The organism is Arthrobacter sp. K5, from assembly GCF_040448525.1.
Taxonomy (GTDB): Bacteria; Actinomycetota; Actinomycetes; order Actinomycetales; family Micrococcaceae; genus Arthrobacter; species Arthrobacter globiformis.
In genome coordinates this window covers 2,346,798-2,368,140 of sequence record NZ_CP159279.1, presented here as the reverse complement: position 1 = coordinate 2,368,140, position 21,343 = coordinate 2,346,798, and the positions used below count along the sequence as shown (strand labels likewise).

Here is a 21,343-nt window from a genome sequence, read left to right as displayed (position 1 = left end):
CCCTACCTCTGGGGCAGGATCCCGGTTCCCGCGCCCTTGGCTAGTTTGAGTTCGGTGTAGATGATTTCGGCGGAGCACTGGAACTGCGCGTTGCAGCTTTGCAGAACGACAGTAGCTGCGGCCGTGCCCTCGTTGAACGCCATCACGTTGGGAACCACCCGGATGGTGACGGTCTGGGCCTGCCGGGTGCAGCTGAGCTGTTCGTTTCCGATGCCGCCGGCGATCCGTCCGTCGCTGACCCTTTGGGTGAGCTGGATGACGGGCACGGCGATGAGCAGGGTGGGGTCGGTGTCGCAGACGAAGGTCACTGGAATATCGACGGCGGCGCCGTCGGCGACGAGGATTCCGGGTCCCGCGGTGACGAGCGCCGCGGGGGCTGCGTGGGCGGGGGCGGCGATGCCCATGAGGCAGGCGGCGAGTGCGACGGCGGCGAGGCGGCTTTTGGTGCCTAACATCAGGTTCTTCCTTGGATAAAGGGTGTGGTGAACGGAAGCGTGGCGTCCTGCGTCGCCTGTGGCGGTGCCAGTGCTGCGACCGGGTGCCCGAATCTACGGGGCCATGTTTGTACGGTCATGTCCCCTGACGGCGGCGCCGTTTGGGGTGCCGCGCTGTGCTGCCAAACATCCGGCACTGCCAAAACATCCGGCTCGGCCGAAAGTCCGGCTGGCCGCACCATCTCATGTACCGGGTGCACTGACAAGAGCCAAATGCAAAGGAAGCGGACGACGGCGGGAGGTCCCGCCGTCGTCCGCTTCCTTTTGTGCGTCAGTGGTTAGTGCCAGAGGCGTAATGCCAAAGGCTTAGTGCCAGAGCCCGAGGGCGAACTCCGCGATCACGGTGGACAGCAGGAACGATGCGGTGACTGCCACCAGGCCCACCGGAATGATCTTCCAGCCGATGTTTTTCAGCAGTGGAATGTCCTTGCCCAGGGACAGGCCGGCGAGCGTCAGCATGACCGTGGCGATCGAGAGGAAGTCCACCGACTTGATGGGGCCGTTGAGTGCCGCGGCGCCGAAGAACCAGGGACTGGAGATGTAGGCGCCGATGGTGGTGATGTAGACGATGGCCGAGATCTTCTTTGTGAGCTTGGCCAGGGCGATACTGACCAGGACGAGGGCCAGCATGATCGCGTACCCTGCGACGATGGTCAGGCTGAATCCCTTGGCCGCGATCGAGGCCGTGCCGATGCCGAGGACGGTCAGGACCGAGAGGGACAGCCACAGCGGAAGGTGCATGGCCGCCGACGATTCGGCGACCCGTTCGCGGAAGCGGCGGTTTTCCTCCGCCTGCGCGGCTTCCCTGGCGTCCGCGCCGGCGAGTTCGGTGTCCGCGCCGGCGCCGCGGCGCTGGGTGTCCCCACCCTGGGCCGGGGCGCCGGCCGTGACTGCAGCCTCTTCGCGGGTCTGCCTGCGGGTGAGGACCCGGTAGAAACGGTCCGCCAGCGGCAGGGCGAGGTAGATGCCGACGTAGACGCCCAGGATGGTGGTGATCAGGTTGGAGATGGCCGCCATGCCCAGGATGGCCTCCTGGTCGCCGGGGTAGGCGGCGATGATGCTGGCGGAGGACGCCGCCATCATGGAGCCGGACCCGACGCCTGCGCCCATGGCCAGGGCCAGGGGGTCGAAGATCTTCCAGTTGGACACGAGCGAGGTCAGCAGCGTGATGTAGACGGCGCCGAACAGGGTGCCGAAAACGTACATGGCCAGGACGCCGCGGTACTGGTCGGAGTCGGGCCCGTACTTTTCGGAGACCATGGCGAAGGACGGTTCGCGGTCAAGGGAGAACGTGGCTCCGACCGTAGCCTTGCCCATGCGGAGCAGCACGGCCAGCGGAAGCGCCAGCGCAATGGTGCCCAGCAGGTGGCCCACCTCCTGCAGCAGCAGCGCCGGGCCTGCCTTGAGCAGGGTGGGAAGGCTGGGCCCGATGTTGAAAGCCAGCCTGGCCACCAGGAGCAGCACGGCCACACCGACCAGGGCGGCGGCGACCCGCTGCAGGTCCAGGCCCAGCGGCTTGAATTTCTGGACCGAGACCAGCAGGCCGAGGATGAGGCCCCAGACCATGGGGAAGATGACGATCGCGCCGATGCCGACGTCGATCTTGGCCTGGCCGATCAGCTGGACCGCCAGCGCAATGACGAAGGCCAGCGCGGCGATGGGAAGCGTGAGCCGGGTGCCGGCCTTGTCTGTCCGCGCGGGAGTTGTGCTGGTGCTCATGGTGTGCCTTCCTGTGTGTCCGTCTGACGGCGGTAGGCCGCTTTGATCAGGCGTGCCCTTTCGGTGGGGGTGGTGGCCGCTGCGGCGACTGTCCAGGACAGTGCGGTGGCTGCCTCGAACATCACGGCATAGGCCTCCGGGGAGTCTGCCAGTGCGGCAAAGGCATGGGAGTGGATGGGGACGTCCGCGCCGGGAATGCTCAGCCAGGGATGCAGGCTCGGGATGACCTGGGAGATGTTGCCCATGTCCGTGGAGCCGCCGCTGATGCCGGCCGAGGGCGAGGTGTCCTTGCCAAACACGTCCATGGCCTCGGTCCAATGCGCCGCCAGGGCGTCGTCCTGGATCAGCGGTGCGTAGAGCGGTTCCGTGTCCTCGATGGCCAGCGTGGCGCCGGTGGCCAGTGCGGCCCCCTCAAAGCAGCGGCGGACGCGCTCCAGCAGCACTTCGTATTCCTTCAGCGTGAAGGCCCGGCATTCAAACTCCACCACCGCGCGTTCCGGAATGATGTTGGTGACATGGCCGGCCTCTGCGACATACATGGCGATGCGGTGGTCGCCGGGGATCTGTTGGCGCAGGAGTCCGACGGCCACCTGGCTCAGCACGGCGGCGTCCGCGGCGTTCACGCCCTGGTGCGGGGCGGCCGCGGCATGGGCGGCTTTTCCCGTGAACGTCGCCCGGTACCGGCCCACAGCCTGGGCGCTGGTGCCTGCGGGGTTGTACGTCACCCCGTCCTGGACGGGATGAACCATCAGGGCCAGGCTGACGCCGTCGAAAGCGCCGCGTTCCAGCAGGAGCGCCTTGCCGCCGCCATGTTCCTCGGCGGGTGTTCCAATGGTCTTCAGGGTGATGCCCAGCTCGTCGACGAAGGGCCGCAGCGCCAGGGCGGCGGCGACGGAGGCACCGGCGATCAGGTTGTGCCCGCAGGCGTGCCCGATGTCGGGCAGCGCGTCGTATTCCACGCACAGGGCCACCGTCAGTTCGCCGCTGCCGGCGCTGGCGGTGAAGGCCGTGGGGAGCCCGCCGGTTCCGCGATCCACCTCGAAGCCGCCCTCGGCCAGCAGGTCTGCTGCCGCCCTCGCCGAGTGGACCTCCTCGAAGGACACCTCCTTGAGGGCGTGGATTTGCTGGGCCATGGCCAGTGCCCGCGGTTTCCACTTGCTGACGCCTTCGGCCAGGGCGGCGCGGAGGGCCGGTGCTTCTGTCGGTTCCATGATCATGCCTGCCCTAGTAGGAGAGGGACGGGAAGGGGGCGCCTGCTGCACGGGTCGGCACCCAGACTGCTTTGGTCTGCGTGTACTCGTCCAGGACGCCCGGGCCGGAGGAGCGGCCGTGGCCGGAGTCCCCGAAGCCGCCGAACGGGACGGCCACGTGGATGGTCTTGTAGGAGTTGATCCAGAATGTGCCGGCCTTCACTTGGCGTGCCACGTGGTGGGCACGGGATACGTCCGAGGTCCATACCGCGCCCGCCAGGCCGAAGTTGGTGTTGTTGGCCCGGGCAATCGCCTCGGCCTCCGTGTCGAAGGCGTCGGCTCCGACGACGGGTCCGAAGACTTCCGTGGTTTCCAGGCGGTTCTGCGGCGTCACGCCGTCGAGCAGGGTGGGCATCACCCAGTGGCCGCCGGCCAGCGACGACCCGGCCAAAGCGTCGGGAAGCGTTCCGCCCGTGACCCGGCGTCCGCCGTCGTTCATTCCGGCCTCGATGAGCGAGGTGACGGTGGCGAACTGCTGCGCCGTGATGATGGGGCCCACTTCGGTGTCCGCGCTCAGCGGGTCGCCGACGCGCAGGCGGGCTGCCTTTTGCGCGACCAGCTCCACGAACCGGGCGTGCACGCTGCGCTCCACCAGGAGCCGCGACCCGGCCACGCAGGACTGCCCGGCGCCGGAGAAGATCGCGGCGATGGCGCCGTCGGCGGCGCGTTCCAGGTCCGCGTCCGCGAACACAATGTTGGCGCTCTTGCCGCCGAGTTCCAGCAGCGCGGGAATGCCGGCCTGCGCGGCAGCGACGGCAACCCGGCGCCCGGTGGGGACGGAGCCGATGAAGCTGACCTTGCCGACGCGCCGGTCGCTCGTAAGTGCCGCGCCGACGGTCTGGCCCAGCCCCGTGGCCACGTTGAACACGCCTGCAGGCAGGCCGGCCTCGTGCGCCAGCTGCGCCAGCCGGACACTGGAGGCCGGTGTGAATTCGCTGGGCTTGATGATCACGGCGTTGCCCGCGGCCAGCGGAGCCGCGGAATTCCAGCCGGCGGTGAACAGCGGCGCGTTCCAGGGTGTGATGGCGACGACGACGCCCCAGGGGACGCGTTCCGTGTACGTGTGCCACGGGCCGGGAACGGGGATGGTCTGGCCTGTCAGTTTGTCCGCCCAGCCTGCGTAGTAGCCGAACATCTCGGCGACCTTGGCGGCCTCAACCCGGGCGTCGCGGATGGGCTTTCCGGTGGTGGCGGACTCGAGGATGGCCAGCTCCTCCGCGTGTGCTTCCACTGTGCGGCTGACGTTGCGCAGGATGGCGGCCCGTTCGAACCCGTTCATTTCGCCCCAGGTTCTTGCCCCGGCGACTGAGCTTTCCAGGATGGCGTCGGCGCCCTCGGTGCCGGGGTCGGCGTAGGTGGCGAACGGTTCGCCCGTCGCCGCGGCGGTGAGGGTGATGCCCTCGCCGCTGCCGGGGACAGTCCTGCCGTCAAGGAATGCTCCGAGCCCTTTGGGGAACGCTGCGTCCAGGACCGCCCGCGCGGTGGCCGCTGACGAGGAAGTGGGTGCTGTGGTGGCGCTCAATGTGATGATCCTCTTTGTTCTCTGAGTCGTTTGCTTCGGGGTCAGTCAGACGACGGCGGTGGTGTCGTTTGTGCTTTCCGGTGCACCCGCGGGGGCTCCAGCGGGGGTGACGGCCGGGGCGACGGTCCGCGCGATCTCGGTGAAATCCGCGCGCGGTCCGAGGACGGCCAGCGCTTCCTGCCATCGGCCGGCGACGGCGGCCAGCAGTGCCGGATGTTCTCCGATCCGGGCGGCGACGTCGACGGCGAGTGCGGCGTCGCGCGCCATGAGCCCGAGCGAAAAACCGGAGTCGTGGGTACCGGAGAGCACCCAGTTCGGATACATGGCTGCGGAGACTTTGCTGCCGCCGGAGGCGCCGCTGATGCTTGCTGCCGCCGTGGCCGGATCAATGCCATAGGCCTTGGCGACTCCCAGGGCCTCGCCAACCGAGACGAGGTTGGCCGCGGCCAGGACGTTGTTGAGGAGCTTGACGACGTTGCCGCTGCCGGGCCCGCCGATGTGGTTGTACCTGCCGCCGGTGAGTGCCAGCAGGACGGGCTCGGCGGCGGCAAGGGCCGCATCGGTCGCCCCGACGAAGGCGCTCAAGGTTCCGGTTGCTGCGCCGTCGCGGCCGCCCGAGACCGGGGCATCCACGAACGCTGCGCCTTGCGCTTCAGCGAGTTCGGCCATCTGCTTGCTCGTTGCCGGCTCGGAAGTGGTGGTGTCGATGATTGCGACGGTTCCGGGGGACGCAAGGAGCTGCGGAACCGTGGACTCGACGACGCTGGCCGCAGGCAGCGAGAGTACCGCGTAGGGGGTGCCGGCGAGATCCTCGACGCTGGCGGTGATGGCGATGCCGGCGCCGGACGCGGCGGTCCGTGCCGCCTCAGAGGGGTCGAAGCCGGTGACGTCCCAGCCGGTGTTGTGGAGCGTGGCTGCCATCGCTCCGCCCATGGAGCCGAGGCCGATGACGGCGATGCGGCGTTCGGTGCTGGTGTTCATGAAGGTGCTCCTGGAAGGGGTAGGTGGTGCAGCTGCGGGAGCTGCAGGTCAGTCGAGGTAGATGTCGAGGTCTTTCCACAGCTGCTGGGTGCGCCGGATGGCTGCACGGCTGCGCTCGGGGTGCGCGGCCTCCATGCCCGCGAGCAGGCCGTAGATCAGTGAGTTTGCGGCGGTGACGGACTGGAAGAAGGAGATGCCTTCCGACGCCACCACCAGCAGGTGGTCGGCGACGGCCGCCAGGCGGCCGCGGCGCATATCGCTGATGGCGACGACCTTGGCGCCCGCCTGTTTCGCGGCTTCGGCGGTGACGATGATCTGCCGCATCGAGCGCCACATGTTGATGACCACCAGGACATCCCCGGGGCCCAATGCGTTGGCGCTGGAGGCGAGGTGGACCGCGCCGCGGTTCTCGAGGGTAATGGGGTATCCCATGGTCGAGCCCAGATGGGCCATCACGCTGGCGGGGCCTGCGAACGAGCCCAGCCCCAGGACGATGATGGACTTGGCCGCCGCCATGGTGGCAATGGCCGCCTCGGCGTCGTCGGCCGTGTTGGAGTCCAGGGTCAGGCGCAGGTTCTCGATGTCGTGGTTGAGCGCATCATGCAGGGGACTGCGGTGTTCCCCGTGCTCGGTCAGGGTGTCCTCGGTGGAGATCATCACCAGATAGCGGGACCGCAGTTCCCGCTGGAGGTCCGGCCATCCCCGGTAGCCCAGGTGCTGGGCCGCGCGGACCACTGTCGAATTGTTGACGTCGGCCCGCTGGGCGATCTCTGCGATGTCTGCGTACGAGGAAAGCTGCGGGTTGCGCGCAATCACATCGACCACGCGGCTCTGGGCCTTGGACAGCGGAAGGTCCGGAAGCGCGTCGCCGAGCCACGCATGGGTGGCGGGACCCGCGCCGGTTTCCGTGCCGGGCTCCAGGCCGGCGGCGTTGGCGTTCAAGTCGTACCTCATTTCTGTTACGGGATTCCTGGTACGTGGATCACTCTGCAAGATTGATTGCATCAAATGTACTCTGCAATTCTGTTTGCGTGAAGGGCTTTTTGGGTCTCCGGTGTGAAATTCCCGGGGTTGGCCGTCCATTGCAGCGGCGGCGGGACCGGTGGACCATGAGGGTATGAGCACCGAAATCCCGGGCGCCGGGGAGCTGAACCTCCCGCAGGCGTTCCTCGTTCTGGCAACGAATGACACGGACGGCGAACCGGAAGTGCCGCAGAGCGTCCTCAAAGCCGGACTGGCCGGGGCAATCCTGGCCGAGCTGGACCTGCTGGGCGCAATCGAGCTGCAGGGGAAATACGTCAGGGCCACCGGAGCCGCTCCGCAGTCTGACTTCCTGCACCAGTGGGAGCTGATCCACGACAAGTCCCGGCCGCACAGCCCGCGGCGGTGGGTTGCCATGCTGGAAAACCGCGCCGAACTGCACCGCGTCTATGAGGGGATGGCGGCTCTCGGCATCGTGACCCATGTGGGCGAAAAGCATCTTGGCCTCTTCAGGACCACGCGCTACCCGGAGAAGGACCACGCTCCGGAGGCGGCACTTCTGGCGAGGATCGAAAGCGTACTCAACGGATCGCCGTCGGACGCCAGAACCGCTGCGCTGATTGGCCTGCTGCACGCGGCGGGCCTGATGGACAAGCTTTTCCCGGGGGCCAGTCCTGCCCGGCTCAAAGAACTGGCCGGTGATCATTGGCCTTCCAGTGCGGTGCGCGATGAGCTTCGCATGATCCGGCTGGCGGAGGCGGAGGCCGCCACGTAGCCGAAACCCTTGCAGGAAACCCAGCCTGCTGATTTACTGCCAGCACGGTTCCCTAAGCAAACGGGTCCGAGTGCATAGCGCGCGCTGCCATTGGGGGAGCACCTGTCGGAGGGGTTATGGCCGGGGAACATCGCGACGATTTGGTGATGCAGTCGCTGCTGCTGGACGAGATCGGCCAATCGGTTATCGGCATGGACGGCGACTGGCGCATCACGTACTGGAACCGCGCGTCGGAGCGGCTGTACGGGTTGGCCCCGGACAAGGTTCTTGGGCTCAAGATCACGGACCTGGGCATCATCGGCGGCGCCGAGGTCCGCGGCGGCGGCGCCACCGACCGCGAAATCGCCAACAGGGTGGCCCGCGGCGGGGACTGGGCCGGCGAACTGTGGGCCCGCCACAGCACCGGCCGTGAATTCCCCGTCCACGCCACACTCAGCCGGATCAGGGGCCGGCACACCGTGCCCGTAGCCGTTGTCGCGATCTCGAAGGACATCACGGACCGCAAGCACACCGAGGCGATCCTGCGCAGGCTCTCGGCCATGGTCGAATCCTCCGGCGATGCCATCATCGGCGCCGACCTCACCGGGAAGATCACCAGCTGGAACGCGGGGGCGGCGAGGATGCTCGGCTGGAGCTCCTGGGAGGCTGTGGGACAGAGCCACGGCCTGGTAACGGCCGACGACGGCGCCTACTTCGGCACGGAGGTCACCTCCGGTTCGGGGAGCGGGGCGTTCGTCACCGGTGTGGAGTCCCGGTGGCGCTGCAAGGACGGGTCGGTGATCGACGTCGAACTGACAGTGTCCCCTGTCTACGACCAGGACGGCATCAGGGTGGGGGCATCCGCCATTGCCAGGGACATTACGGAGATCCAGCGGCTGAAGGCCGTGGCCGATGCCGAACGCGAGCGGCTGCTGGCTGCCCAGGAGATGGCCCACGTTGGAAGTGTCGAGCACACCGTTGCCACCGGGGAGACGTGGCATTCGGAGGAATTCGACCGGATCCTGGGAATCTCCGCCGGGGACCGGAAAGACCGGGAAGCCATCCTGGCGCGGACGCACCCCGATGACCGGGACCGTGTCCGTGAAGTGTGGCAGAGCCTGGACCACGGGCTCGGTTTCGCCGACTTTGAATACCGGATCATTAGGCCCAGCGGAGAACAGCGTTGGCTGCATTCACGGATCCGGAGCATTAACGGCGCCGACGGCACCCCTGTCCGGTTCCTGGATACTGTCCTGGACATCACCGACCGGAAGAATGCTGAACAGATCCTCGAGTGGCAGGCGCGCCATGACGCCCTGACCGGCCTGCCGAACAGGTACATGGTCACCGAGGTCCTCCAGAATTTCCTGGACCGGGCCGCCCGGCCGGTGGTGATGTTCGTCGACGTCGACCGCTTCAAGCTGATCAATGACGGCATCGGCCACGGCGCCGGCGACATGATCCTCGTGCAGCTGGGCGAGCGGCTGAAGGCCGCCGTCCGGGAAGGCGACACGGTGGGCCGGTTCGGCGGCGACGAATTCGTGGTGATCTGCGAGGGCCTGCAGATGTGCGGCGCGCAGGATCTGGCCGGGCGGATCAGGGAAGCGACCCGGCAGCCTTTCGACGTGGACGGCCGGCAGATCTACCTCAATGTCAGCGTGGGCATCGCCCTCGCGGACGTCGAGGATACCGCCGAGTCCATGCTTCAGGGGGCGGACGCCGCCATGTACCGGGCCAAGTCCGCCGGCGGGGATTCGTCAGCGATCTACGATGTCCGCATGGCCGGGCGGGCCACCGGGCGCCTCGACCTGGAGTCCGACCTGCGCCTTGCACTGGACCGCAACGAGCTTTCCCTCAATTACCAGCCGATCATCGACGTTTCCACCGAGGGGGCCGTCGGCTTTGAGGCTCTGCTGCGCTGGCACCACCACGAACACGGCCCGATCATGCCCGATGCCTTTATCCCGATTGCCGAGGAGACGGGCCTGATCCTGCCAATCGGCACCTGGGTGCTCCGCGAGGCGCTGCGCCAGGTGCAGCAGTGGCGCACACAGGTCCCGGGAGCGGAGAACTTCACGGCGGCCGTGAACATCTCCGGCCGCCAGCTCGTGGCCGGCGATTTTCCCGACGTCGTCGAGGCGGCCATCCGCGATACCGGCATCGACCCCGCCGCCATCCACCTGGAAATCACCGAAACAGTGCTGATGGACCAGCCGGACCTGCCCAAGGAAACGCTCCAGCGGCTGGCCCGCCTGGGGGTAGGCTTGTCCATCGACGACTTCGGCACCGGCTACTCCTCGCTGAGCTACCTCAAGTGGCTCTCGGCACGGACTCTCAAGATCGACCGCACCTTCGTGGAGGAGCTGGGCGCCGATCCGCACGGGGCCACGATCATTGAACTGGTCCTTGGGATGGCCGAGAGCCTCCGGCTAGACGTCGTGGCCGAAGGCGTGGAAACCGCCGTCCAGCTGGGCGAACTCCGCCGGCTGGGTGTGCGCCTCGCCCAAGGGTACCTGTGGAGCAAGCCGCTGCCGGCCGAACGGATCCCGGCTTGGCTGCGGTCCCATCCGGCCAACGTTGCCGCCGCGATTTCCGCGCCGGTTGCCGCAGGAATGTCAGCGGGGGAGCCCCTGCCGCAGGTGGGCTAACGAGGCCGGTTGGCCAACGGGGCCGGGAGTTTTGTACAGATAATGGCCCCAAAACGCCGCCCCTCAAGTCGCGACAAGTGGACAAAAACTCGCCCGCGCGACCAGGTGTAGCTTTGCAGCATGGAGGCCCGCAAACGCACGCGCCGCTGGGTCATGGCCGCCGCGGCGGGTGCCGCCGTGCTGGCGCTAGGGCTCGCGCTATTCAAGCCGTGGCTTCTGTTTGTTGACGTGCGCGTGGATGAGCAGCAACCCACAGTCGCAGCCTCAGCAGTGCTGACGCCGCCAGCCCCCTCCGCCACCTCGAAGCCACCCTCCGGAACCACCACGAAGATGCCCTCCGCTCCCGTTCAACTTGCCAAGGGTTCCCTCATTAGCCACGAACACGCCACCACGGGAACTGTCAGAATCATCCAGCAGCCCGGCGGCTCGCGGGTTCTGACACTGGAGAACCTCGACACTTCCAACGGCCCGGATGTGCACGTCTGGCTCAGCGCAGCGGACGTGGTGGAGGGAACTGCCGGATGGTTCACGGCCGGCTCCGCCGAACACGTTGACCTGGGGGTGATCAAGGGGAACCAGGGCAACCAGGTGTACGCGATCCCCGAGGACGTTGACCTGGCCAGGTACAGGTCTGTTGACCTGTGGTGCGTCCAGTTCAGTGTTTCGTTCGGAGCGGCCCAGCTCGCGAGGTGAGCGATCCGTTTACGCAAGAAGGACGACGGCGGGTGGTTCCGCCGTCGTCCTTCATTGGGGTGGAGTCTTTGTACAGATAATGGCCCCAAAACGCCGCCCCTCAAGTCGCGACAGGCGGACAAAAACTCCGGGCCCGGGCGCGGTTTGGTGGTGCGGCGCGGTCAGAGGTGCGTTGCGATGTGCTCGCCGACCGCGAAGGCCCGGGTGATGGCCGAGCCAAGGGTTGCGCCGCCGCCGGGGTAGTTGTTGCGGAAAACCCCCGCGGAGACGTTGCCCGCCGCGTAGATTCCCGGGATGGGCTGCCGGTGCCGGTCCAGGACGCGGCCGTTGAAGTCGGTGTCCAGGCCGCCGGAGGTTCCCAGCACGCCGGCGGAAATCCGGACCGCGTAGAACGGGGCGGTCGCGAGCGGCGCCAGGCACGGGTTGGGAGTGTTGGCAGCGTCGCCGAGGAAGCGGTCCTGCGGGGTGGCGCCGCGATGGAATTCCGGGTCCATGCCCTCCGAGGCACCGGCGTTGAAGCGGGCCACCGTGGCGGTCAGCCCGGCCGGATCGATGCCCACCTTGCCGGCCAGCTCCTCCAGCGAATCGGCGGCCGTCATCCAGGCGGCCGGAGAGCCCGCGGCTGAGCCGGCCACCGGGTACTTCGCCAGATACGCAGCGTCGAACACGAGCCACGCCGGGTTGTTCTGCTGGCGGCCGGTCAGCGGGTCAACGGAGGCGAAGACTCGGCAGGCATCGTGGTAGTTCAGCGCCTCATTCACGAAACGCTTCCCGGCCGCATTGACGGTGATCGAGCCGGGAAGGGTCATTTCCACGTTCCCCATCCGGCCGGACCGCACACCGTCGTATTCGTGCGCGGCCTCGGAAATCACCGGCACTCCCCAGATGGCGGTCATGTCCGCCACGGCGGCGCCGGCCTTCAGGCCCAGCTCCAGGCCGTCGCCCTCGTTGGACGGCGCGCTGATGGGCGTCACCGGAAACGGCAGGAACGCCTGGCGGAGCCGCGGGTTCCACTCGAAACCGCCGGAAGCCAGCACGACGGCGGCCGCCGAGACGGTTCTGCCGGCTGCGGCGCCGCCGAGGGCCACCGTCCACTTGCCACCATCGCGGCCCAGGTCTTCGACCGGTGCGGAGACCGCAATCTCCACGCCGCGGTCCAACGCGCTCGCCAGCAGCGACGCCACCAGGGCGCCGCCCATGGTCCGCACGCCAGTGGCGGCCCGCCGGGACAGCAGTTCCGGATCCGCCGCACGGCCGTTGAGCTGGTCGCGCTCCGTCATGGTCAGGAGCGGAAAATACGACGACGGCCGGATCGCCTCCGCGAGGCCCGGGTACCCCGACGGGTCGAAGGCGTCATTGTCCAGGCCGCGTCCGCCGTCGGCCGCGCCGGACCACTCCATGTGGTAGTCCGGGCGGGCGATCGGCGTCAGCGAAAGCCGGGTTTCGTTGTCGAGATAGGCGACGGCGCGCGGAGCAGTGCTGACGTACCATTCCACCTCCTCGCGGGTCAGCACGTGCCCGGCAGCCTCGGTGAGGTAGGCGACGCCGTCCTCGTGGCTGTCCCGGTAACCGGCCTGCCGGGCGAGGTGGTTGTTCGGTGCCCACATCACACCGCCCCCAGCGGCCGTCGTGCCGCCGAGCAGCGGGGCCTTCTCGGCCACCAGTACCCGCAGCCCGGAGCCGGCGGCCCGGATCGCGGCGACCAGGCCGGCGGCGCCGCTGCCCGCGACCACCACATCGTAGGTGCCCGAGATGTTCCCGGCGGCCGTGAGCAGCGGGCTTGCCGCCGGGCCGTCCACGGCTTCGATCCCGCTCACGCCCGCACTCCCGTGAGCGCGCCAGTTCCCGCCGGGCGAGCGGACTGCGAGGCCGGCATGTCCACCACGATCTTGCCCACCGGTTCGGTGCGGCTGCGCATCAGTTCGAAGGCCTGCTGCAGGTCCCCGAAAGCAAAACGGTGCGTCATCAGCGCGCCGGCCTGGTCCCGGTGCCGGGCCAGCAGTTCCAGCCCTGCCGGGATGAGATTCAGGCTGTTCCGGCTGCCCAGCAGGTCGATTTCCTTGAAGGGGACGGCATTCATGGGAACGGACGCGGTCCGCGCCGAAATCCCCACCTGGACGATCCGTCCGGCGCTTGCCACCAGTCGGACGGCGGTTTCCAGCGAGGACGGTACACCCGTTGCCTCAATGACCAGCTCCGGCCCGGACGAGTCCGTCACCGCATCAAGCCGGACTGCCTGGTCGGCGCCGGGGAAGTCCGAACGGGGATCCACCAGCAGCGTGTCCACGGCGCCGAACATGGAAGCCAGCGCCAGCCGGTCCGGCTCGGTGTCGGCGCAAACTACGCTCACTCCCAGGTCCGTCAGGTACAGCGTGGCGAGCAGCCCGATCGGGCCGCTGCCCAGCACCAGGGCCGTTTCCCCCGGGGACGGCCGCCCCCGGTTCACCGCCTGCATGGCGATGGACGCGGGCTCGGCCATGGCTGCGAGATCGAGTTCCAGGCTGTCCGGCACGGGGCACAGCTTCTCCACCGGCACGCTGAGAATTTCCACGAGGGCGCCGTCCGAATAGCACCCGATGCAGCCGATGTTCTCGCAGACGTTGAACCGGCCCAGTCTGCACGGCCGGCAGAGTCCGCAGTAGACCATGGGGCTGACGGCAACGCGGTCACCGGTGCGGATGCCGGCGTCGTTGGTTCCGATGGCCTCGACGGTGCCGGCGAATTCATGGCCCTGGATGACGGGCAGCCCGGCCGGATAGTCGTCCTCCCAGATGTGCAGGTCGGTGCCGCACAGGGTGACGTTGTGGACGCGGACCAGGGCATGGCCGGGTTCGAGGGCCGGCTCCGGAATATCCTCATACCGGATGGTCTCCCTGGCGACGGTGCGCGCGATCAGCATGGCCTGCTCCTAGTTCCGCGTGGTGGCGGCGGCAGCGTCGGCACCAAAGAAGACGTTCCACTGCCGGATGCTGCGCCGCTCCACGAGGCCGTTGAGATAGAACGGGTCCTGGTTCATCAGGGCCTCGACGTCGGCCTTCGAGTCAGCCTCGATGATCAGCAGCGCGCCGGGATCCTCCTCCGGCCCGAACGGACCGCTCTTCACCAGCGTCCCGCCGTCGAACTGCTCCTGAAGGAATTCCACGTGGCGGGGGCGGTGTTCGTCGCGGCCGGCGGACGAGCTGGCGGCGTAGGCGTAGGTGACGGCGAATGTTGCCATGGTGTGTCCTCTTCGTTGAGTGGATGTTCCCTCCATCGTGGCCACCGGGATTGTGCCACGTCCAACACTTATTTGGTCAATGAGTATGTGTGAAAGACACATAATGCACGACGCCGGGAGGCGGGGCGGGGTGCCTCAGCCGGCCTGGGCGCCAGCCCGTGGAAACCGGGTCAGCCGGCCGGAGTCGGGAGGACTTCCGCGGCGACTCCCAGGGCCAGTGCCAGGGCGGGGGAGATGCCGGCGGGGTTCCAGGCGAGGCCTGATTCGAGCAGGGGCGCGGTGCCGGTCAGCGGGATGAACACGGTGCCGCCCGGCATGATGCTGGCGACGGAGGAGGGCATCAGGCTCACCCCGACGCCGCCGGCAACGAGCGACAGCGCGGTGTACGGATCCGTGACTTCCTGTGCCACCCTCGGCCGGAAGCCGGCGGCCGCGCAGGCGGAGAAGATGGCCTCGCGGAGAGTGGATCCCTGGGCGGCGCGCATGGTGACAAAACCGTCGTCAGACAGTTCGGCGAGCCCGACCGCCGGCCGTTCGGCCAGCGGGTGGTCAACCGGCACGGTGGCGCCCAGTTGTTCGAGGGCGATGGTGCGGGTGGTCAGCCCGCCCGCGTCCAGCGGCAGCCCGACGAAGGCCAGGTCCAGCGAACCGTTCCGGAGCTGCTGCAGGGCGTCCTGGGTCAGCAGGCCGCCGGTGAGTGTCAGGTCCAGGGACGGGTAGCGGTGCCGGAGCGCCCGGGTCAGCGGGGGAAGGGTCCGGTGGTTCAGCGCCCCGGAAAAGCCGATGCTGAGCCGGCCATAGAACGTGCCCGGTTCGGTGACGGCGGAACGGCGGGCGAGATCAAGTTCGTCGATGACCCGGCGGGCGTGGGGAAGAAAGGCAACACCCGCCGTCGTTAGTGCCACCGAACGGGTGTTGCGCTCAAACAGATCCGAGCCGAGCTCCTTCTCGAGCTTCCTGATGGTCTGGCTCAGCGGCGACTGGGCCATGCGGAGGCGCTGGGCTGCCCGGCCGAAGTGCAGTTCCTCGGCCACGGCAAGGAACGCCTCGATCTGCCGAAGCTCCATGCAGTTCCTCCTGTGTCGTGGGACGGCAGAACTATCCCACGAAAAGGCAGATAATGCCCTCAAACCGGCAATTTGAGGGCATTATCTGCCAGTTCGCGCTTCGGCTGTGTGCTAGCGGACCGGGTTGCCCAGCTGCCGCAGCGGGGTCTTGTGGGTTTCTCGGGCCCAGTACGCGCCGGCCACAGCCAGCAGGGACGAGGCCGCGACGATCCAGGCGGCGGGGCCCCAGTTGGCCTTGTCGGCTCCCACCAGCGCGGTGCCCAGCAGGGGAGTGAAGCCGGCGCAGAGAATGCCGACCTGCAGGCCGATGGCCATGCCCGAGTAGCGGACCTTGACGTTGAACAGCTCGGAGAACCAGGCCGGATAGATCGCGTTGGACATGGAGTACGTGCCGGCGGTGATCACCGTGCTGGCGAGGAAGATCATGGGGATGTTGCCGGTGGAGATGACGGAGAAGTAGACGAAGATCATCAGTCCGGATCCCAGGACGCCGGCAATGAACACCGGGCGCCGGCCAAAGCGGTCCGAGAGGCGGGCCAGCAGCGGCTGGCTGAACATGGCGATCACGTTGCCCAGGATGCTCACCCACAGCATGGTCGACGCCGGGACTCCGACGGACACGGCGTACGCGAGGCCGAAGGACTGCATGAACGTGTTGGTGACGGTCTCGAAAGACATCAGGGCGACCTGGAAGAACTGCGCCGGATGCGTCTTGAACATCTTGGCGAACGGAAGCTTCACAAGTTCGCCGTGGTCGTGCTTTTCCTCGAAGACCTCGGGTTCCTCAAGGGAGCGCCGGACCAGGTACGCGACCACCAGCACCAGGAGGGACAGCCAGAACGGGATGCGCCAGCCCCAGGCGAGGCGGTCCGCCTCGCTCATGGCGGCGACGGGGAGGAAGGCCAGGGAGGCCAGGACGATGCCCGCGGAAATGCCGCTCATGGCGAAGCTGGCGAAGAAGCCGCGGCGGCCTTCCGGGGCCTCCTCGGTGGACAGGGCGGAGGCGCCAGCGGTTTCCGCGCCGGCGGAGAGGCCCTGCATGAGGCGCAGGAGGACCAGCAGGGCGGGTGCCCAGTAGCCGGCGGCGTTGAAGTCCGGGAGCACGCCGATCAGGAACGTGGCCGATCCCATGAGCACCAGGGTCAGGACGAGGGTGTTCTTGCGGCCGATCTTGTCCCCCAGGTGCCCGAAGACGACGGCGCCGAAGGGCCGGGCCACGTAGGCGACGCCGAAGGTGGCAAACGAGGCGATGAGGGCGACGGTGGGGTCGCCTGCGGGGAAGAAGATCTTGGAGAAGACCAACGACGCCGCGGTGGCGTAGATGAAGAAGTCGTAGTACTCCAGTGCGCCGCCGAGGAAGGCAGCCAGGGCGGCCTTCTTGGCGCGCTTGAGCTGGTACTGCTTCGCCTCAGCGGTCTGGGTAGGGGCTAGATCGGTCATTGCAGGGGTCCTTCCGCACTGAAAGACGGGGTCCGAATTGGTGATTTGTGCGTATCGCGAACAGGCGTGCGATATGCGACTAGAAAAATGATAGCGCAGAGTGAAGTGACTCACAATCCGTTTTCCCTGCCCTGCACCCTCCCGGGCGGTGGACCGTATTCTGGGTACGTCAGGAACAGCGCAGCCTCCACACGTCTGAGCGGTCATCGCTGGAGGTTGCCGGAGGATGCAGGGAGCCCATGGACGAACAGCCGGCCTACTTTGTGAAATCGGTCGAAAAGGCGTTCGACGTGCTCCGGGCCTTCACCCCGAACGCGCCCCGGCTGACGGTGTCCCAGGTGGCCGCGGCGGCGGATACCACCAGGGCTTCTGCGCGCCGGTTCCTCCTCACCCTTGCCGACCTCGGGTACCTGAGGGCCGACGGTGCGCACTTCGAGCTGACCGCGCGCTCGCTGGACATCGGACGGTCATTCCTGGCCAACCTCGAGCTTCCGGCCATCGCGGACCGGCACCTGAAGGCGCTTGCGTCCGAGCTGAACGAGACCACCTCCCTCTGCATTCTGGACGGCGCCGACGTCGTGTATGTCGCCTGTGTGCCCTCGCCCCGGCTGCTCAGCGTGACGATCACCGTGGGCACCAGGTTCCCCGCCTGGGCCACTTCCATGGGGCGCGTGCTGCTGGGGGCCCTGACCGAGCCGGATCTGCAGGCCTACTTCGAAACCGTTCGGCTGCAGAAGCTGACAGAACACTCGGTGGCAAGCCTCGACCAGCTGCGGACAGAAATTGACCGTGCCAGGTCAAGGGGGTGGGCCATGGTGTCGCAGGAACTGGAAGAGGGGCTGCGCGGCGTGGCCGTACCGGTGTGCCGCGGCCGTGACGTGGTGGCTGCCGTCAACGTCTCCCTGCAGACCCACCGGTCACCTGCCGAGGACATTGAAAAGTCCGTGGTGCCGCGCCTGCAGCAAGCGGCCCGGCAGATCGGCCTGGACTACGGCGGGGACGCGTCCGGGCTGCGGCGGGCCTGATGGCCAACTCGCCCTCCGGCGAATCCGTCATCCAGCGCGTGGTGAAGATCCTGGATGCCTTTTCGAAGGGCCGGCCGCGGATGTCGCTGAGCGAACTGGTCCGGGCCACCGGCATGTCCAGCAGCACCGCCCACCGGCTGGCCAACGACCTGGTGGACAGCGGGCTGCTGAACCGCAGCGAGGCAGGGGACTACGGCGTCGGCATGAAGATGTGGGAACTGGCGTCCCGCAGCAACCCGCTTGAGGAATTCCGGCGCCGGGGCCTTCCGTTCCTCGAAGGCGTCCACGCCGCTGTCCGGGAGCAGGTGTCCCTCTCCATTCCCGACGTCGGTTCCGGCACCGTGCTCTACCTGGAGCAGCTGGACCGCCACGGCACCGCCACCAACCTTGCCGCGGTGGCCGGCCGGCTCCTGATCCACAACACGTCGTCCGGCATGGCCATGATGGCGCACATGCCGCGCGACGTGCAGGAGCGGTTCCTTGCCGGGCCGCTGGAGAAAACCACGGAGGCCACGGAGACGGATCCGGTGCGCCTGCGCGCCCAGCTCGCCCTGATCCGGGAACGCGGATACGTCCGCATGGCGGGCGTCCTGGTGGAGGAAAACACCGCCTACGCCGTCCCGGTCTTTGGTGAGGGCAACAGCGTGATCGGAGCGATCGCCGTCGTAATTCCGACGGCGGGCGAGGACCCCAAGGTGGTTCTTCCCGTCCTGGTGGCCGCGGGGCGCGGCCTGTCCCGGACCATGGGCGCAGAACGCCGTCCGTACGGCACGCGGCCCTGGCTTCAGGGAGCCTGACCCGCGCCCTGTTCCGCCTGGGACCCTGAATAGCTGGCGTCCCGTTGAATGGGAAGTTTCGCCGCGGCGCTTTTCCCTGCTCCTAGTGTTTTCCTCCAGAGCAACCCACCGGACACGGTGCACGCTCACCACTTTGGCCCCACCAACTTCGGTGGCGGCCGCCCTGGAAACTCAATGAGGAGAACCTATGGGACATGTCCAGCCCCCAACCCCCGCCGCAGAGACCGCCGTCCTGGAACGCGCGGACAGCCTCCCGGCGAAGACCCCGAAGAAGGCCGCACTGGCTTCCTTCCTCGGATCCACGCTGGAGTACTACGACTTCTTCATCTACGGCACGGCAGCAGCGCTGGTGTTCCCGAGGATCTTCTTCCCCGGCGGAGACCCGGTGGTTGCCCTGCTCGGGGCGATGGCAACATTCGGCGTCGGCTACCTGGCCCGGCCCCTGGGCGGCGTCATCATGAGCCACTTCGGGGACAGGATCGGCCGCAAGCAGGCACTGATGATCACGCTGGTGATCATGGGTGTGGCCTCCATCGGCATCGGCTTCCTGCCCACCTACGACCAGGTCGGCTACTGGGCCACGGCGCTCCTGCTGGTGGGCCGGCTGGCGCAGGGATTCTCCGCCGGGGCAGAGGCCGCGGGAGCATCGACCCTGACCATGGAACACTCCCCGGAAGGACGCCGCGGCTTCTTCACCAGCTTCGTGATGACCGGCTACGCGTCCGGCATGGTGCTCTCCACGGTGGTGTTCATCCCGCTCGCCGCCCTCCCGGAGGAGCAGCTGCTCGGCTGGGGCTGGCGCGTCCCGTTCTGGCTGTCCGCCGTGGTGCTGCTGGTCGCCTACTGGATCCGCACCCGGCTGGAGGAGCCTCCCGTGTTCGAGGAGACGGTGGAAGCGAAGAAGCCCAAGGGCATTCCGGCGGCCGAGGTGCTGAAAACCCAGTGGCGCGACGTTCTGCGCGTGGCCCTGGTAATGCTGTTCTCCGTCATGCAGACCACCTTCACCGTGTACGCGCTGGCCTACGCCACCGGCAAGGGCATCGGCCTGGACCGGACCCTGATGCTCACGGTCAACGCACTCACCATCGGCCTGTCCATGTTCACCATCCCGCTGGCCGGCATCATCTCGGACCGGTTCGGCCGCAAGAAGGTGCTCCTGGTGGGCTCCCTGGGCTGCGCCATCACCTCGTTCGGCTACTTCTGGGCCATCAGCGAGCACAACATCGCCCTGATCTTCGTCTTCGGATTCCTGAACATGTCCGTGTTCTACTCCTGCTGGAACGGTGTGTGGACCGTCTTCTTCCCCGAGATGTTCCCGGCACCGGTCCGCTACTCCGGGATGGCCATCGGCAGCCAGGTGGGGCTGATCCTCACCGGCTTCGCCCCCGCCATCGCCACCGTCCTGGCCCAGCCGGGCCCCGGCGGCTGGATCCCGGTGGCAGTCTTCACCGTGGCCTGCCTGGCAGTCTCCGCGATCGCCATCGCCACGGCCCGCGAAACCCACAGGACCCCGCTCGAGGAACTCGGCCTGCCGCGCCAACGCAGCTCTTTCGCCTCCCGCTGAACCCGGCCCCGCCCCACCCAGAATGAAAGTTGGAACCATGACCCCGTCAGCAACCGCCCCCCGCATGTACCGAGCCGGAATCGTGGGCTGCGGCGCCATCTCCCGCAACCACCTCGAGGCCTTCGGCGCCCTGGACAACGTGCAGGTGGTGGGTGTGTGCGACATCGACCTGGACCGGGCCCGCGCCACCGCCCGGGACTGGGACGTGCCGCATGCGGTGAACACCGTAGACGAAATCCTGGCGCTGGGCGTGGACATCGTGTCGGTCTGCACGCCCCACCCGACCCATGAAGAGGTGGTGCTCAAAGCCGCGGCAGCCGGGGTACATGTCCTGTGCGAAAAGCCGATCGCCACCCGGCTCGGATCGGCGGAGCGCATGGTCGCCGCCTGCGAGGAGGCCGGAGTGCAGTTCGGAGCGCTGTTCCAGCGCCGCTTCTGGCCGGCCGCGCAGCGGATCCGTTCCGCCATCGACGACGGGACACTGGGCCGGCCGCTCATGGCCCAGTGTTCCGTAATGCTGCACCGCGCGCCGGAATACTACAACAGGGATGCGTGGCGCGGCACCTGGGAGAACGACGGCGGCGGCGTGCTCATGACGCAGGCCATCCACCAGATCGACCTGCTGCAGTGGTACCTCGGCGACGTGGCGGAGGTGTACGGGAAGGTCAACACCTACCGGCACGGCGGCTACATCGAGGTGGAGGACTCCGCCACGGCAGTTATCACCTTCACCTCCGGCGCCATGGCAACGCTGGAGGCGTCGACGGCGGTGTCGCCCAACCTGGGCATCCAGCTGCGGATCACCGGCGAAACGGGAGCCTCGGCATCACTGACGGAATTCCCCGAGGGCAGCGACGGCCGGCTCGACCTGTGGGCCGTGGGGGAGAGGATCACCGTGGAGCCCGTCCATCCCGAGGGCGTGGAGCCGAACGTCGACCTCTCCACCATCAACGGCCAGCTGATTCCGCACCACACCAGCCAGGTCCGCGACTTCGTACAGGCCTTGGACGCCGGCACTGAGCCCGCCATCACGGGCAAGGACGCGCTGAAATCGCTGCGGATCCTGCTGGCGGTCTACGAATCCTCGCGCACCGGAGCCCCCGTCCGCTTCGCCGGTTCCGAGGCTTCACCGGGTGTGGACATACCGGCCGACGTCGTGACCCGGGTCCCGGCAGAAGCGGCAGGCTAGGC

Annotated in this window: 18 protein-coding genes; 7 read left to right on the top strand and 11 right to left on the bottom strand. The window is 67.8% G+C overall.

The window, feature by feature from the left end:
• Positions 1–2: 2 nt before the first annotated feature.
• The 6 genes from ABRP34_RS10715 to ABRP34_RS10690 form a co-directional block, all read right to left on the bottom strand.
• Positions 3–455 (bottom strand): hypothetical protein, encoded by a 453-nt coding sequence (locus ABRP34_RS10715; protein ID WP_353713208.1) that lies wholly within the window; start codon positions 453–455, stop codon positions 3–5.
• A gap of 345 nt (positions 456–800) precedes the next feature.
• The gene (locus tag ABRP34_RS10710) at positions 801–2,213 is read right to left on the bottom strand and encodes a DUF3100 domain-containing protein (RefSeq protein ID WP_353713207.1); all 1,413 of its coding nucleotides are present in this window, start codon (positions 2,211–2,213) and stop codon (positions 801–803) included.
• Positions 2,210–3,424, bottom strand: coding sequence for an amidohydrolase (locus ABRP34_RS10705; protein WP_353713206.1), 1,215 nt, complete (start codon positions 3,422–3,424; stop codon positions 2,210–2,212). The genes ABRP34_RS10710 and ABRP34_RS10705 overlap by 4 nt, the downstream gene beginning before the upstream one ends.
• A gap of 13 nt (positions 3,425–3,437) precedes the next feature.
• Positions 3,438–4,985 (bottom strand): aldehyde dehydrogenase family protein, encoded by a 1,548-nt coding sequence (locus ABRP34_RS10700; RefSeq protein WP_003806451.1) that lies wholly within the window; start codon positions 4,983–4,985, stop codon positions 3,438–3,440.
• Between the two features lie 45 nt (positions 4,986–5,030).
• Positions 5,031–5,966 carry an NAD(P)-dependent oxidoreductase gene (locus ABRP34_RS10695; protein ID WP_353713205.1) on the bottom strand — a complete coding sequence of 312 codons (936 nt, stop codon included), beginning with the start codon at positions 5,964–5,966 and terminating at the stop codon, positions 5,031–5,033.
• Positions 5,967–6,014: 48 nt separating this feature from the next.
• A complete protein-coding gene (locus ABRP34_RS10690) occupies positions 6,015–6,920 on the bottom strand; it encodes a MurR/RpiR family transcriptional regulator (protein ID WP_353713204.1) in 906 nt (301 codons plus the stop codon).
• 163 nt (positions 6,921–7,083) lie between these two features.
• Here ABRP34_RS10690 and ABRP34_RS10685 point away from each other — a divergent pair, with 163 nt between their 5' ends.
• The 3 genes from ABRP34_RS10685 (at position 7,084) to ABRP34_RS10675 (ending at position 11,042) form a co-directional block, all read left to right on the top strand.
• Entirely contained in the window at positions 7,084–7,722 is a 639-nt protein-coding gene (locus ABRP34_RS10685) for a GPP34 family phosphoprotein (protein ID WP_353713203.1), read from the top strand.
• A 116-nt stretch (positions 7,723–7,838) separates the two neighbouring features.
• Entirely contained in the window at positions 7,839–10,349 is a 2,511-nt protein-coding gene (locus tag ABRP34_RS10680; RefSeq protein WP_353713202.1) for an EAL domain-containing protein, read from the top strand.
• 120 nt (positions 10,350–10,469) lie between these two features.
• Positions 10,470–11,042 carry a DM13 domain-containing protein gene (locus ABRP34_RS10675; protein WP_353713201.1) on the top strand — a complete coding sequence of 191 codons (573 nt, stop codon included), beginning with the start codon at positions 10,470–10,472 and terminating at the stop codon, positions 11,040–11,042.
• Positions 11,043–11,203: 161 nt separating this feature from the next.
• Here ABRP34_RS10675 and ABRP34_RS10670 read toward each other — a convergent pair whose 3' ends face one another.
• From ABRP34_RS10670 to ABRP34_RS10650, 5 genes are all read right to left on the bottom strand, one after another.
• Positions 11,204–12,859, bottom strand: a complete 1,656-nt coding sequence (locus tag ABRP34_RS10670) for an FAD-dependent oxidoreductase (RefSeq protein ID WP_353713200.1) — start codon at positions 12,857–12,859, stop codon at positions 11,204–11,206.
• Entirely contained in the window at positions 12,856–13,941 is a 1,086-nt protein-coding gene (locus ABRP34_RS10665; RefSeq protein ID WP_353713199.1) for an alcohol dehydrogenase catalytic domain-containing protein, read from the bottom strand. The genes ABRP34_RS10670 and ABRP34_RS10665 overlap by 4 nt, the downstream gene beginning before the upstream one ends.
• Positions 13,942–13,950: 9 nt before the next feature.
• A complete protein-coding gene (locus ABRP34_RS10660; protein ID WP_353713198.1) occupies positions 13,951–14,259 on the bottom strand; it encodes a YciI family protein in 309 nt (102 codons plus the stop codon).
• 170 nt (positions 14,260–14,429) lie between these two features.
• Complete coding sequence (locus tag ABRP34_RS10655; protein WP_353713197.1) at positions 14,430–15,326, bottom strand: LysR family transcriptional regulator; 897 nt, start codon at positions 15,324–15,326, stop codon at positions 14,430–14,432.
• 111 nt (positions 15,327–15,437) lie between these two features.
• A complete protein-coding gene (locus tag ABRP34_RS10650) occupies positions 15,438–16,766 on the bottom strand; it encodes an MFS transporter (RefSeq protein WP_003806439.1) in 1,329 nt (442 codons plus the stop codon).
• Between the two features lie 239 nt (positions 16,767–17,005).
• Between ABRP34_RS10650 and ABRP34_RS10645 the strand changes: the two genes are divergently transcribed.
• From ABRP34_RS10645 to ABRP34_RS10630, 4 genes are all read left to right on the top strand, one after another.
• A complete protein-coding gene (locus ABRP34_RS10645) occupies positions 17,006–17,791 on the top strand; it encodes an IclR family transcriptional regulator C-terminal domain-containing protein (RefSeq protein ID WP_353713196.1) in 786 nt (261 codons plus the stop codon).
• Positions 17,791–18,588, top strand: coding sequence for an IclR family transcriptional regulator (locus tag ABRP34_RS10640; RefSeq protein WP_353713195.1), 798 nt, complete (start codon positions 17,791–17,793; stop codon positions 18,586–18,588). Before ABRP34_RS10645 ends, ABRP34_RS10640 begins: the two co-directional genes overlap by 1 nt.
• A 187-nt stretch (positions 18,589–18,775) precedes the next feature.
• Positions 18,776–20,152, top strand: coding sequence for an MFS transporter (locus ABRP34_RS10635; RefSeq protein WP_003806434.1), 1,377 nt, complete (start codon positions 18,776–18,778; stop codon positions 20,150–20,152).
• Positions 20,153–20,189: 37 nt separating this feature from the next.
• On the top strand, positions 20,190–21,341 hold the full coding sequence (locus tag ABRP34_RS10630) for a Gfo/Idh/MocA family oxidoreductase (RefSeq protein ID WP_353713194.1): 1,152 nt from the start codon (positions 20,190–20,192) through the stop codon (positions 21,339–21,341).
• Positions 21,342–21,343 lie beyond the last annotated feature (2 nt).

Coding starts and splice junctions, on each gene's coding strand:
- ABRP34_RS10675 (WP_353713201.1), top strand. CDS start 10,470: ATGGAGGCCCGCAAACGCACGCGCCGCTGGGTCATGGCCGCCGCGGCG.
- ABRP34_RS10645 (WP_353713196.1), top strand. CDS start 17,006: ATGGACGAACAGCCGGCCTACTTTGTGAAATCGGTCGAAAAGGCGTTC.
- ABRP34_RS10655 (WP_353713197.1), bottom strand. CDS start 15,326: ATGGAGCTTCGGCAGATCGAGGCGTTCCTTGCCGTGGCCGAGGAACTG.
- ABRP34_RS10695 (WP_353713205.1), bottom strand. CDS start 5,966: ATGAACACCAGCACCGAACGCCGCATCGCCGTCATCGGCCTCGGCTCC.
- ABRP34_RS10690 (WP_353713204.1), bottom strand. CDS start 6,920: ATGAGGTACGACTTGAACGCCAACGCCGCCGGCCTGGAGCCCGGCACG.
- ABRP34_RS10660 (WP_353713198.1), bottom strand. CDS start 14,259: ATGGCAACATTCGCCGTCACCTACGCCTACGCCGCCAGCTCGTCCGCC.
- ABRP34_RS10665 (WP_353713199.1), bottom strand. CDS start 13,941: ATGCTGATCGCGCGCACCGTCGCCAGGGAGACCATCCGGTATGAGGAT.
- ABRP34_RS10680 (WP_353713202.1), top strand. CDS start 7,839: ATGGCCGGGGAACATCGCGACGATTTGGTGATGCAGTCGCTGCTGCTG.
- ABRP34_RS10705 (WP_353713206.1), bottom strand. CDS start 3,424: ATGGAACCGACAGAAGCACCGGCCCTCCGCGCCGCCCTGGCCGAAGGC.
- ABRP34_RS10685 (WP_353713203.1), top strand. CDS start 7,084: ATGAGCACCGAAATCCCGGGCGCCGGGGAGCTGAACCTCCCGCAGGCG.
- ABRP34_RS10635 (WP_003806434.1), top strand. CDS start 18,776: ATGGGACATGTCCAGCCCCCAACCCCCGCCGCAGAGACCGCCGTCCTG.
- ABRP34_RS10715 (WP_353713208.1), bottom strand. CDS start 455: ATGTTAGGCACCAAAAGCCGCCTCGCCGCCGTCGCACTCGCCGCCTGC.
- ABRP34_RS10650 (WP_003806439.1), bottom strand. CDS start 16,766: ATGACCGATCTAGCCCCTACCCAGACCGCTGAGGCGAAGCAGTACCAG.
- ABRP34_RS10710 (WP_353713207.1), bottom strand. CDS start 2,213: ATGAGCACCAGCACAACTCCCGCGCGGACAGACAAGGCCGGCACCCGG.
- ABRP34_RS10630 (WP_353713194.1), top strand. CDS start 20,190: ATGACCCCGTCAGCAACCGCCCCCCGCATGTACCGAGCCGGAATCGTG.
- ABRP34_RS10640 (WP_353713195.1), top strand. CDS start 17,791: ATGGCCAACTCGCCCTCCGGCGAATCCGTCATCCAGCGCGTGGTGAAG.